This window comes from Photobacterium sp. GB-36 (assembly GCF_003026135.1).
In the GTDB taxonomy this organism is placed as follows: Bacteria; Pseudomonadota; Gammaproteobacteria; order Enterobacterales; family Vibrionaceae; genus Photobacterium.
Genome location: NZ_PYNY01000007.1, coordinates 47,860 through 60,255 on the forward strand (window position 1 = coordinate 47,860; position 12,396 = coordinate 60,255).

The following is a 12,396-nucleotide window of genomic DNA, read 5'->3' on the forward strand; positions in this document are numbered from 1 at the left end:
TTAGAAACTATCAAACAATTGTTACCTTTTTGTGTGTTTTATCACTGATTAAAATCCGCGTTTCTTTACTATGTCTACATCTTATAAATTTAGAGCGTGCTCAATATGCTGTGCGATACCATCATTAAAAAAGCAGTCATTGTTGACGGTACTGGCGCGGCATCGTTCATTGCGGATGTCGCTATTTGTCAGGATCGTATTCAAGCGATTGGTCAATTAGATGGTTATGACGCTAAGCAAATTATTCATGCTGAAGGATTGGTGTTGTCTCCGGGTTTTATTGATGTACATACCCATGATGATACCAATGTGATCCGTGCTCCTGAGTGTCTTTCTAAAATTAGCCAAGGTGTCACAACCGTGATAGTGGGTAATTGTGGCATTAGTGCGAGCCCGACTATTCTTAAAGGCGAGCCACCAGAGCCAATGAACTTATTGGGAAAAAAAGACGATTTTCAATATTCAACCTTTGGCGATTATGTAAAGGCGGTGCAAGCTGCGGAGCCAGCAGTGAATGTTGCAGCCTTGGTGGGGCATACCACATTACGCAATAACGTAATAGATGATTTGCAACGTACTGCCACAAATGAAGAAATTGAATCTATGCGCGAGAGCTTAGCTCAAGCGATGAAGCAAGGTGCATTGGGATTAAGCTCCGGTTTAGCTTACCAAAGTGCAAAAGCTGCCACCGCAGATGAAGTCATGAGGTTGGCGACAGTGCTAAGTCAATATGGTGGTATATATACAACCCATATGCGTACAGAGTTTGAAGCGATCATCAGTGCGATGGAAGAAGCCTTTGAAACAGGAAAGCATGCGCAAGTACCTGTGGTTATATCTCACTTAAAATGTGCAGGAGCTGGTAACTGGGGGCGCACGGTAGAAGTGTTATCCTTGATGGATAAAGTCTCAGAATATCAAGATATTGCTTGTGATTGTTATCCATATTCAGCCAGTTCATCAACGCTCGATTTAAATCAAGTTACGGATGATTTTGATATTTTTATTACTTGGTCAGAACCCAAACCAGAACTCGCAGGTAAAACCCTAAAGGTGATAGCTGAAGAGCTGAATCTTTCATTATTAGAAGCAGCAAGAGCATTACAACCGGCAGGGGCTGTTTATCACTGTATGGATGAAGACGATGTAAAACGAGTTTTAAAATATAAATTGACCATGGTGGGGTCTGATGGCTTACCGAATGATCCGAAGCCACACCCTCGTTTATGGGGAACGTTCCCGCGAGTGTTAGGTCAATACTGTCGTGAAGAACAGTTATTTTCATTAGAAGAAGCGGTTCATAAAATGACGGGAATGTCGGCGAATCGATATCAATTAAAAGATCGTGGTGAAATAAAAATAGGGGCGTTTGCCGATTTAGTTTTATTTGATCCTGATACCATAAAAGATACAGCCACATTTCAAAACCCAATATCTATTGCTAAGGGTATAGAAAGCGTCTTTGTAAATGGACAATTAACCTATTCAAATGGCAACGTCAGTGGCACAAGGAAAGGCGCATTTTTATTTAGAAGTAGCACCCAAGAAAATAATTAAAAAACATATTTAAAGAATAACTAGTTATCGGTGGAGAGTAGTATGTCAATCAAACGTTATGGTGTAGAAGGTGGGGTAGGAACTGGAGGTCAACACTTGCCATTTGCTCGCGCAACTGAGGCTGGAGGGTTTCTTTATGTCTCTGGTCAAACACCGATGATTGATGGTGAGGTAGTAGAAGGCGGAATCGTTGACCAGTCTCGTTTAGCGATCCAAAACTGTATCGATATCATGGACGAAGCAGGCTATACCCTTGCCGATGTAATGCATGTAAAAGTCGTGCTTACTGATGCTCGTTATTTCCAATCATTCAATAAAGTGTTTCGTGAATTTTTTGGTGAACATCCACCAGCACGTATTTGCATGGTGTGTGATTTGGTTGTTGATGTAAAAGTCGAAGTCGATGTGACTTGTTACCGAGAAGACCGCCGCTAACCCTAGATTTAAGCTTTATTTGGAGTGCCTAAATGCCATCTCTTCGATTATTTAGGCGCTCTTTTTTTATTTATATCATTACATATCGAGTTTTCAATTGATGCTTAACTCCGCTGAAACCAAGATTGCATTTTTTGGTGAGTGTATGATCGAACTAAGCGGCGATCCTATTCGTAAAGGCTTTGGTGGCGATACATTAAATACTGCGCTTTATCTTTCACGATTAACTTGCCAGCACTCAGTACATGTTTCTTATGCGACAGGATTAGGTGTCGACACATTATCTCAAGAGCTGCTGGAAACATGGCATCTAGAAGGAATCCACACCAATTTAGTTGAAATCTTCGCTCAGCAATTACCCGGTTTATACATGGTACAAACGGATAAAACGGGTGAGCGGAGTTTTCTCTATTGGCGAGATAACTCGGCAGCAAAACGCTATTTCTCAACCTCATCACTGAATAAATTAGAAATTGCATTACAAGATAAGCAATACGATTACTTTTACCTGAGCGGTATTAGTCTTGCCATTTTAGACCAAGCAAGCCGCTTACGACTTAAAAACCGGCTTGAAGCTTTTTCGCAAACAGGTGGAAAGATCATCTTTGATAATAACTATCGCCCTCAATTATGGTCGAGCGAAGAAGCGCAACATTGGTATAGCCAAATCTTACCGCTGGTTGATATCGCGTTAATCACACAAGACGATGATGTATTGGTGTGGGGAGATGATGAAAGCGTTGCTGCTCGTTGTTTACGCATGGGCTGTCATGAAATAGTGATAAAACGAGGGAGTGAACCTTGCCAGCTTATTTGGCGCCAAGATCAGCTTGTTCAGCGTGCTGATGTTGCGACAGAGCAGGTGAGCAATGTGATTGATACTTGTGCAGCAGGTGACTCTTTTGCTGCAGGCTATTTAGCTGGGCGAGTTACAGGGAAAAGCCATCAAGACTCAGCAACGTTAGGACATGCTTTAGCGGCAATTGTGATCCAACATTCAGGCGCCATTATCCCCAACGATATAATGCGACATTTAATTTTATAATTACCTGAGATCATAAAAATGTCTTTACTTGTTCCACGTTTCTAATGGTTGCATAGCAATGACGCCAAATAGCGATTTAAATTTAATGCCTTATCCACAGAGAGTGGAGCGTAAACAAGGCATAGTCACGTTGGATAAATCCTTTGCTATTTATATCAAAGGTTACGATTCGCCTCGTGTACAATTTTACGCCAAAAGAATCATGGAGCGACTTTATCGTCAGACAGGGTTGCCCATGTTGAACTGGCAAGCACAATCTGAACAAGACGCGACGTTAGTGATTAATATTCATCATCGCCCCAAATCGGATGTTCAGAACATTAATAGTGACGAGTCTTACACGCTTGATGTTGGCAACGGTAAAATTGTGATTAATGCAGCGCAGCATTATGGTGTATTTCGTGGCTTAGAAACTCTGCTTCAAATAGTTTCTACGGATGCTACTGGTTATTTTTTTCCTGCTGTTTCTATTCAAGATAGGCCACGCTTTCCTTGGCGTGGGGTATCTTATGATACTTCAAGACATTTCATTGAGCTTGATGTGATCCTTCGTCAATTAGATGCAATGGCATCAGCCAAACTCAATGTTTTTCACTGGCATCTATGGGACGATCAAGGCATACGTATTCAACTCGATAAATACCAAAAACTTTGGCGTGACACGACCGATGGTGATTTCTATAGCAAAGCTCAGATTCGTCAGGTTGTCGATTATGCGCGTAATTTAGGTATTCGTGTTATTCCAGAAATATCATTACCAGGTCATGCATCTGCGGTGGCTCATGCTTACCCTGAATTAATGTCTGGCATAGGAAAGCAACAATACCCTCAGCAACGTGGATGGGGAGTATTTGAACCTTTAATGGATCCTACTAATCCAGAACTTTATGCAATGCTAGCGAGTGTGTTTGATGAAGTTGTTGCCTTATTTCCTGATGAGTATTTCCACATAGGCGGGGATGAGCCTAACTATAAACAATGGCGTGACAACCCGAAAATTCAGCAGTTTATTAAAGAGCATCATATTGATGGTGAACGCGGTTTACAGTCTTATCTTAATACTAAAGTAGAGCAGATGCTGGCAGAGCGCGGTAAGAAAATGATCGGGTGGGATGAAATTTGGCATAAAGAGTTACCCAAATCGATAGTGATCCAAAGCTGGCAAGGTCATGACAGCATAGGCCGTGCCGCAAAAGAAGGGTATCAAGGTATTCTTTCTACGGGGTATTACCTTGATCAGCCACAACCGACAAGCTATCACTATCGAAACGATCCTATGCCTAAAGGGAGCACGGTGGATGACAAACTTCGTCAAGGCGAGGTATTCGAGACTTATGATTGGGTAAAGCCAAGAAGCAAAGATGGCCCACGTAAAGGTAACTTAACTATTATTACCGCTGCTGATGGCAGTTATCGGGCGTTTACAGACTACAACGGTAAGTCTCGTGAAGAGGTATACATTCTTATGTATGTGCCAGGCGTTAAATTCCGAGGTTATTTCGATAACTTCATGTCATACACCGAATTTAATTACGATTTTTCCAATGACAAACTTGCAGACAGCAGTTATCAGTTAATCGGTAATGTGCGCTGGCCTGCAACAGGGCAACTTATTGCAAGTAGTGATATAAAAGGCAGTCAGATCCCAGAACCTAATGGGGGCTATCCAGCAGAATTAACTGAAAAAGAACAAGCATTGATTTTAGGTGGTGAAATCACAATATGGGGCGAAAACCTTGATTCTATGACGATTGAACACCGTTTATGGCCGCGAAGTTACGCAATTGCAGAGCGTTTGTGGTCAAGCCAAGCGTTAACCGATGAGCGCAGCATGTATAAGCGGATGAAAGCAATCGATACGTGGTCAGAGATATCTGTTGGGTTACGCCATCATGCAGATGCAAACATGATGCTAAAACGTCTTGCTAATGGTACTGATTCAAGCCCGTTACAAACCTTAGCCAAGTACGTTGAGCCAGCCCAATATTATGCACGTCATTGGGAGAAGTGGAATTCGATACCAACGAAAGGCGATTTATATAACCAGTATGAGCGTTTAAATCGCTTTGCGGATGCATTGCCTGTTGAAAGTTTGGCAGTGTATGAGATGAACGATCTGGTTTCACGTATTAATAAGGGGGATATGTCAGCCCTTGCTACGCTAAATATGCATTACTTAACCGTTAAGTTAGCCGCGCAGCAAGCAAAACCAATTTTTGCTAACAATATTGCTGCTGTAAATACTCTGCCGATGACTGATGCTGTTATAGCGGTTGCAGAACTCGGTATGAAACTGATTGATAAAACTAAACAGGGATGTCAGTTATCAGAGCAAGAGGTAGCGGCTTATCATCAAATTATTGATAAAAATGCCGTCATATTTGACGAAACCATCGTTGCTATCGTCTCGCCAACTAAGCAGTTACTTCACATTTTAGAAAATCATTAAACGAAGTCGTTGCCGTCTGATTATTCAGGCGGCATTTTAATGATTGATAACGGATTTATTTATGAAGGTTTCCATGACAAAACAATCTCCCTTACATTTTTATGTAGGTACTTATACCGATGCACCGAGTGATAGTCATGGTGTTGTAGGCATTTCCCTTGATCCTCAATCTGGCGTATTAACGTTAAACAATGAGATAGTGCCAGATACGTTGCAACAACAGCATAATCCATCTTATCTTGCTGCGACTCAAAACGGGTTATATACCTTTAATGAAGTTGATCGACACAGTGGTGCACAACTTCATTTTTCTGATCATCAAACGCGCTGTTCTTTAGCTATTGCTGGGGATTATCCTTGTCATATTGATGTAAAAGATAAGCTTTTGGCGGTGGCGAACTATGGTTCAGGTAATGTCACTGTTTATGGTTTAGATGAAGAAGGTCAACCGACAGAGTGTATCGCAGATTTATTTGTTGATGGCTGTGGACCAAATGTTGATCGTCAAGAAGCCCCTCATGCACATCAAGTTACATTTCTAAAGCATACCAATCAGTTAGCCGTTGTTGATTTAGGCAGTGATTGCGTTTACTTTTACGATTATGACGTAAACACATTATCATTTGCCTTAAATCAAACGCTAAACATGCCAGCAGGATCAGGCCCTCGACATCTTGTTTTCAGCCATGATGAATCAATCGGCTATGTTGTGTGTGAACTGTCTGAAACGCTTGTGGTGATCACAAAACAAAATGGCTGCTGGGAGCAAGTATCACAACAAGCACTGCTTGCTAATGAAGAAAATAAACAAGCGGCATCTGCTATTTACTTATCACCAGATGAACGCTTTTTATATGTTTCTTGTCGTGCTCAAAACAAGATTAGTTATTTTAATGTAGACGGTGAAAACGTCACTCAATTAGCCGCTGTTGATTGTGGCGGGGCATTCCCTCGTGATTTTGTGATTTCCCAAAATGGCGAATGGTTGCTGGTGGCGAATCAACATTCTAACGATATTGTTAGCTATCACCGTAATGTTGAGACGGGTGATATCACAGCAACAGGTTATCGTTGTAATGTCGGTGCACCTGTGTGCCTTGTCGAGATGCTTTCACGATAATCAAATTGATCTTAACGTCTTAAAAGCCATAGTGTTGACTGTGGCTTTTTTGTACCTTAAAAACGTATAACTTGTTGTTAAATGAATTTAGGAAAACACGATGGATTTGTTTGCTGATCAAGGGGAGTGGATAACAATCAACAATGGATTACTCTATTGGCATCCACAGTTTTTGAATTTACAGCAGTCTGAACAGTATTTTCAGCAATTGAAAAACGAACTGAACTGGCAACAAGAACACATAACGCTATTTGGTAGGTCAGTGCTTCAGCCGAGGTTACAAACATGGCTCGGTGATGCTGTTTATACTTATTCAGGGCTTACCATGCATCCACAACCTTGGACATCGGCAATATTAGATCTAAAAGCACAGTGTGAACAGCAAGCGAAAACGTCGTTTAACTCAGTGCTTGGCAATCTATACCGTGATGGAGAAGATTACATGGGGTGGCATCAAGACAATGAGCGTGAATTAGGTCATCAACCTGTTATTGCTTCTTTAAGCTTTGGTGTAACACGGCAGTTCGTGTTTAAACATAAAACCACTAAAGAGAAAATTGCCTTTCAATTAACACCGGGATCTTTGCTGATAATGGCAGGAGAGACCCAGCAGTATTGGCAACATGCACTACCTAAAACTAAACGTGTCAATGAGCCACGCATAAACTTGACCTTTCGTTATATTAATCAGTAACTGCAGGTATGATCACGTTCGATTGAAATAGCTATCATCAAAACGTTATATTTTGATAACTCATTCTAATTCATCAATTATTACAATCACTATCTCCACCTTCACAGGATAGGCTTATTGACAATAAGGGAGGAGGATATGTATTTTTTCAATTTGAAAGCCTTGTTGCTTGATTTAAAACACAACAATGTCACTGAGCGGGAATCTGCGTTGTACATTTTGATTCCGACTATTTTGTTGATGCTGTATTCCTATTACTTACCACAAACAGATTCATTAGAGTCACTTGCTGATGACGTAATGATTATAATTAACTTTATTATTTTATTTATCGTCAATGGCGGAAATAACGGAAAGAACTTTTTAATTAAATACTTTTCGTTAAGCTGGGTTGTAGGCTGGCGAGTTGCAATCTTTTATTTAATTCCATTTGCGTTTGTATTCTTGGGTCTTATGTATTTTGTTTTTCCTGATTCTTTAAAACATGATACCTACGGCTTATTAGTATTTGGTATTGCTTTTGAAGTATTTTATCTTTTTTTTATGATCAAGGCATTTAGAGCAACGTTACAAACAACGAGTCCTGCTTATAGTTAATAGAGCAGATGAAAAAAAAGTTAGCCTTTATGGCTAACTTTTTTTGATTGAATGAAACGCAACAGATTATTCGTAGCGTTGAGCTAATATACGATCTATACGGTTATTTTCTAATGTTAGAATGCGGAATTGCCAACCTTGCCAGCGAATACAGTCATCCAATTTAGGTAAATCATCTAATAGCCACACTAACATACCGCTAAGTGTGTGGTAACCGCCGTCTTCTTCGTCTGGCAGTTTATTAATATCTAATAGATCTTTAAATACAGTGATTGGCATCATGCCATCTAAATTCCAACTGCCATCTGGGTTTTGCTTTGACCAAACATCCTTTGGATTATCAGGGGTAAATTTACCGGCTAATGCCTCTAAAATATCTTGAGAAGTCACAATACCTTGAATATCACCATATTCATCAACCACGAAGGCAAAGTCTGTACCTGAGCTTTGGAACATTTCTAATAGCGTTGTACCTGTCCAGTTTTCTGGTACGAAAACGGGAGGGGTTAAGTAATCTAAAATTGATAGTGGATTTTCAGCCGTATTATCATTGATAAATTGTAATAACTGCTTGGCATTTAATGTGCCTTTTAAATCGCTGAAGCCGTTATTTCCAACAGGAAGGCAAGCATGCGTGCTTGAGAGTAATTTTTGTAAATAGCTCTCAGGCGAATAATTTAAATCAAGATACGCAATTTCATTTCGTGGCGTCATCATTGAAGATACTTTGCGGTCATCGAAATTGAAGACATTACGCACCATGTTATGTTCATGCTGGTGGATAACACCTGACTGAGAACCTTCCGCGATCACTGCACGGATATCATCTTCTGTTAGTGCTGAACTGTCGTCTTTTCCTTTGCCCAATAAACGCAACAGTAAATCGGTTGAGTTTGCCAATAGCCAGACAAATGGACGAGAAATAAAAGCGATAACTGCAATTGGGCGGGCGAAAAATACCGCAATAGAAACAGCGTTTACTTGACCTAATCGTTTAGGGACTAATTCACCAATAACAATCGATACATACGTTAAAACAATGACCGCAATTGCTGAAGCAGTAAAGCCAACGGATTTTGCAGGAAGGCCTAACTCAATTAACCAATGTGAAATAGGGCCAGCTAATGCAGCTTCACCAATAACACCGTTCAGAATACCAATAACAGTGATACCGATCTGCATTGTTGATAGAAATTGAGTTGGTGATTCACCTAGCTCTATTGCTTTTTGAGCAGAGATATTCCCTTCATCTGCTAATCGCTGTAGCCGGTTTTTCTTTGCTGTGACAAGTGCTATCTCAGACATAGCAAATAATCCATTAATAATGATCAAACAGACCAAAATAATGATACTCATTTATTTCTCCTAGAAACTTCGAGTGCACCATAGGGTGGGAATAAAAATAGGTGCGTCTATAACATGAATAAAAGAAAGCCTATTCACACATTGTAGGTGATTATATCTATAGTATGCCTATAAGGTTAATTAAAAATTAACCTTTATTGGTTATTGATAAGAAATAAATTATGTATTCGTTTAGCCAATAAACAGAAGTGAAAACAATTAGTGATACTTGTTAGGGTAAAGAGGTGAAATTGTGAATTTGTTGTTGCTGGTTTGTGATTGATGGATGTTAGCACTGTCTCAGCAATGCTAATTCATTGAACTTGTTATGTTTGATATAGTCTACGTAAAACTTTCTTTGTTATAGTGAACAAAGATCACCGTTCAGCGGAATACATGAGGATATCAGTGTGAAAAAAATTCAACTTGGCCTTGTTGCAGTTACAACGGCATTATTATTAACAGGCTGTGGGGAAGCAAAAATCACCGGTACGCCAATTAAGAATGTAGATTCTATCGCGGTGACGTCCGCAGAAGATATTGATGTGTTTTGTCCTACAGGTATTTGTACTTTTGAATTAACGGCTTCTAAACCTGTTACCGCAACTGTCACCATGCATTACGATTACACCAAGCTATATACCAAGATTGAAGGTGTTGACGTCATTGGGGAAGGGGCAAAAAATGCGAAAGTTGTTGATGACGATCAGTTTACTGTCGATATTAGCAGCGCAGATAAACCTGTGAAAATTCAAGTAATTGATTATTATCGAAACTAAATAAAACTCATCTGTTATCAAAAAGCAGCGATCATCTATCGCTGTTTTTTTAGGTAGCAATACTCTAAATATTTAAAGTGATGAGCCTTTACTGATAAATACCAGCCATTTGTTACTACAATTAACATGTTGACTGTTTTATTTATAAAAAGTCATGAAACGAAATATTTATGTACATACGGGCTATTTTCAATAGTTTCCTTCTTATATCGGTATTTCTTGTCATTACATTGATGTATGTTTTTTACACAGCAGTAAATAGGCTGATTATAAAGTAGCCAAGCCCTAAAGCGGACTTAAAAGTGAATGAAATATAAAAGTAAAAATATATTTTACTGAACATTTAACTTTTACTTGTTGTTTATTAACTCTTTCTTATTTTTCTGTTTGAAGTCATTGCTTGATTTAACGCTTTAACTTTTCGTTTATCATTAATTAAGTGTGTAATAGCCATTATTTGATGTTTATACATCATTTTAGGGCCTGAATAACGCATAATTGTTTGTGATTTGACCTTTTCTTGATCGTTGTAGCAATGAATAGGGTACTGTCGACATGTCGGCTTGTTGATACCATAAGGACAACGATCTAGCCTTTGTTTTACGTAGTTTTTGAAAGATTCACAGTCTTCACATAAATTAACTTTTTTACATTTTTCGTAATGGTGATGTGAGCAGTAAATTTCGATCATTGCTGAAATCGTCAAATATTCACGATTTAATTTACCTAGCAGCTTAAAGTTAGTGTTTATAGTCATCATTTTGTATTTCTTAATAGACTCTATCTAATACTGTCATTATACAAACATGCATATGAAATAACATTTAAGTTTTTAGAGGGTGAATATGAAATTAAATCGTGTTTTTAATGATAAATAGCATCATCTTTGTTACCAAATTGAAAAAAAGTATCAGTTTTTTAAAGAAACATAAGGCGATGGGTTGATTTAAATAGGCTAGAGCAGTAGTATCCACGCCTCGATTTTTATGGTGGTGTATATGAGCAGATTTGAGTGCCTTGAAAGAATTGTCGACGAATATCGTAAAAAAGTTCGTGACGCTGAGTTTAACCGTCAGAACGATAGCGAAGTTGCTAAAGTTCTTGTTTTACTAGTCGGTAACTCTATGTTCAGTCTGGCTGATGAATTTGCTGATTGGGTTAATCGTGGTGGCGATCGTAGCTACGGTGGTAAGTTTTTTGTTTCTAAGCAACTAATGACGTTGTTAGAGCCTGTAACTTTCCGTGGTGTAACAGTACGTCGTGATTCGATTAAACTATTCAGAATTTCGTAAGCTGAATGGATTCAATCGGTATTCCATGACTCCAATGTAGAATTGGAAAACGGATTTTTGATCTTGATGTTTATCGGGGTCGGCAGAAGGGGATGCAAGTGCATCCCTTTCGCTTTTCTGGCGTTATGTAATATCGGTTTTCACAAAGCCACTTTCTCATCTCAGTGGCTGAGGTCTAGATAAAATTAAACCGCTTTATTGAAAGCTTTAATCAAGACAGATGTATCCATTCTGCCTAGCCCTTCGTTTTGTAATAAGCCATAACGTTTATCTACTGCGTCCGTCAGTGGTAATTCAAGATCGTGTTTTTTCGCTTCATCTAAACAAAAGCCCAGATCTTTACGCATCCAATCAATAGCAAAGCCAAAATCAAATTTATCTTCAGCCATCGTTTTAGCACGATTTTCCATCTGCCAAGAGCCCGCCGCGCCATGCTTTAGTACGCTGACAACTTGTTCGATATCAAGGTTTGATTTTTGTGCCAGCGTTAATGCTTCACTCAATCCTTGTAGTACACCGGCAATACAAATTTGATTCACCATTTTACAGCGTTGACCTTGTCCATAACCGCCAACCAATACCGCTTGTTTCGCGTAGCTGTTTAAAATCGGTAATACGTTATCAAAAACAGCTTGTTCGCCACCGCACATGATAGTAAGTGCACCATTTTCAGCACCGGCTTGACCACCAGAAACTGGCGCATCAACAAAGTTAACGCCTTGAGCTAAGCATGCTTTCGCTAACTCTTCAGCAAGTTCCGCAGAGGTTGTCGTATGATCAACAAGCGTAGAGCCCGCTTTCATGCCTGCTAAAACGCCGTCAGCGCCAAATACAACGCTTCGAACGTCATTATCGTTACCAACACAAAGCGCAACCACATCTCGGTTCTGAGCAGCTTCACGCGGTGTTTCACTGTATTGTCCTGAAAACTCCGATGCCCATTGCTGTGCTTTAGAGGTCGTGCGGTTATACACAGTGGTGTCGAAACCTGAATTAAACAGGTGACGTGCCATTGGGAAGCCCATTACACCCAAACCAATAAAAGCGATACTTGTTGTCATAGGTTTCTCCTTACCAAATACAG

Annotated in this window: 12 protein-coding genes; 9 read left to right on the top strand and 3 right to left on the bottom strand. The window is 39.6% G+C overall.

Annotated elements, in window-relative coordinates:
• Positions 1–105: 105 nt before the first annotated feature.
• The 7 genes from C9J46_RS08710 to C9J46_RS08740 all read left to right on the top strand — a co-directional run bounded on the left by C9J46_RS08710 (position 106) and on the right by C9J46_RS08740 (position 7,897).
• On the top strand, positions 106–1,557 hold the full coding sequence (locus tag C9J46_RS08710) for an amidohydrolase family protein (protein ID WP_107290778.1): 1,452 nt from the start codon (positions 106–108) through the stop codon (positions 1,555–1,557).
• A 42-nt stretch (positions 1,558–1,599) separates the two neighbouring features.
• Entirely contained in the window at positions 1,600–1,992 is a 393-nt protein-coding gene (locus tag C9J46_RS08715) for a RidA family protein (protein WP_005368015.1), read from the top strand.
• A 100-nt stretch (positions 1,993–2,092) separates the two neighbouring features.
• Positions 2,093–3,037 carry a sugar kinase gene (locus C9J46_RS08720; RefSeq protein ID WP_107208265.1) on the top strand — a complete coding sequence of 315 codons (945 nt, stop codon included), beginning with the start codon at positions 2,093–2,095 and terminating at the stop codon, positions 3,035–3,037.
• Between the two features lie 58 nt (positions 3,038–3,095).
• Positions 3,096–5,486, top strand: coding sequence for a family 20 glycosylhydrolase (locus C9J46_RS08725; RefSeq protein ID WP_233217651.1), 2,391 nt, complete (start codon positions 3,096–3,098; stop codon positions 5,484–5,486).
• Between the two features lie 73 nt (positions 5,487–5,559).
• Complete coding sequence (locus C9J46_RS08730) at positions 5,560–6,606, top strand: lactonase family protein (protein WP_107290812.1); 1,047 nt, start codon at positions 5,560–5,562, stop codon at positions 6,604–6,606.
• Between the two features lie 100 nt (positions 6,607–6,706).
• On the top strand, positions 6,707–7,300 hold the full coding sequence (locus tag C9J46_RS08735; protein WP_107208267.1) for an alpha-ketoglutarate-dependent dioxygenase AlkB: 594 nt from the start codon (positions 6,707–6,709) through the stop codon (positions 7,298–7,300).
• 138 nt (positions 7,301–7,438) lie between these two features.
• Positions 7,439–7,897, top strand: coding sequence for a hypothetical protein (locus C9J46_RS08740; protein ID WP_107290780.1), 459 nt, complete (start codon positions 7,439–7,441; stop codon positions 7,895–7,897).
• 66 nt (positions 7,898–7,963) lie between these two features.
• Here C9J46_RS08740 and C9J46_RS08745 read toward each other — a convergent pair whose 3' ends face one another.
• On the bottom strand, positions 7,964–9,253 hold the full coding sequence (locus tag C9J46_RS08745; protein ID WP_107208268.1) for a hemolysin family protein: 1,290 nt from the start codon (positions 9,251–9,253) through the stop codon (positions 7,964–7,966).
• 398 nt (positions 9,254–9,651) lie between these two features.
• On the opposite strand from C9J46_RS08745, the gene C9J46_RS08750 reads away from it, so the two are divergent.
• A complete protein-coding gene (locus tag C9J46_RS08750) occupies positions 9,652–10,020 on the top strand; it encodes a lipoprotein (RefSeq protein ID WP_107208269.1) in 369 nt (122 codons plus the stop codon).
• A gap of 364 nt (positions 10,021–10,384) precedes the next feature.
• Here C9J46_RS08750 and C9J46_RS08755 read toward each other — a convergent pair whose 3' ends face one another.
• Positions 10,385–10,777: a nitrous oxide-stimulated promoter family protein gene (locus C9J46_RS08755; RefSeq protein WP_107290813.1), complete on the bottom strand. Its 393-nt coding sequence runs from the start codon at positions 10,775–10,777 to the stop codon at positions 10,385–10,387.
• Between the two features lie 241 nt (positions 10,778–11,018).
• Here C9J46_RS08755 and C9J46_RS08760 point away from each other — a divergent pair, with 241 nt between their 5' ends.
• Entirely contained in the window at positions 11,019–11,312 is a 294-nt protein-coding gene (locus tag C9J46_RS08760) for a hypothetical protein (protein WP_005367981.1), read from the top strand.
• A 185-nt stretch (positions 11,313–11,497) separates the two neighbouring features.
• Here C9J46_RS08760 and C9J46_RS08765 read toward each other — a convergent pair whose 3' ends face one another.
• Positions 11,498–12,373, bottom strand: a complete 876-nt coding sequence (locus C9J46_RS08765; RefSeq protein WP_107260398.1) for an NAD(P)-dependent oxidoreductase — start codon at positions 12,371–12,373, stop codon at positions 11,498–11,500.
• Positions 12,374–12,396: the final 23 nt, after the last annotated feature.

Coding starts and splice junctions, on each gene's coding strand:
- C9J46_RS08710 (WP_107290778.1), top strand. CDS start 106: ATGCTGTGCGATACCATCATTAAAAAAGCAGTCATTGTTGACGGTACT.
- C9J46_RS08715 (WP_005368015.1), top strand. CDS start 1,600: ATGTCAATCAAACGTTATGGTGTAGAAGGTGGGGTAGGAACTGGAGGT.
- C9J46_RS08720 (WP_107208265.1), top strand. CDS start 2,093: ATGCTTAACTCCGCTGAAACCAAGATTGCATTTTTTGGTGAGTGTATG.
- C9J46_RS08725 (WP_233217651.1), top strand. CDS start 3,096: ATGACGCCAAATAGCGATTTAAATTTAATGCCTTATCCACAGAGAGTG.
- C9J46_RS08730 (WP_107290812.1), top strand. CDS start 5,560: ATGACAAAACAATCTCCCTTACATTTTTATGTAGGTACTTATACCGAT.
- C9J46_RS08735 (WP_107208267.1), top strand. CDS start 6,707: ATGGATTTGTTTGCTGATCAAGGGGAGTGGATAACAATCAACAATGGA.
- C9J46_RS08740 (WP_107290780.1), top strand. CDS start 7,439: ATGTATTTTTTCAATTTGAAAGCCTTGTTGCTTGATTTAAAACACAAC.
- C9J46_RS08745 (WP_107208268.1), bottom strand. CDS start 9,253: ATGAGTATCATTATTTTGGTCTGTTTGATCATTATTAATGGATTATTT.
- C9J46_RS08755 (WP_107290813.1), bottom strand. CDS start 10,777: ATGACTATAAACACTAACTTTAAGCTGCTAGGTAAATTAAATCGTGAA.
- C9J46_RS08760 (WP_005367981.1), top strand. CDS start 11,019: ATGAGCAGATTTGAGTGCCTTGAAAGAATTGTCGACGAATATCGTAAA.
- C9J46_RS08765 (WP_107260398.1), bottom strand. CDS start 12,373: ATGACAACAAGTATCGCTTTTATTGGTTTGGGTGTAATGGGCTTCCCA.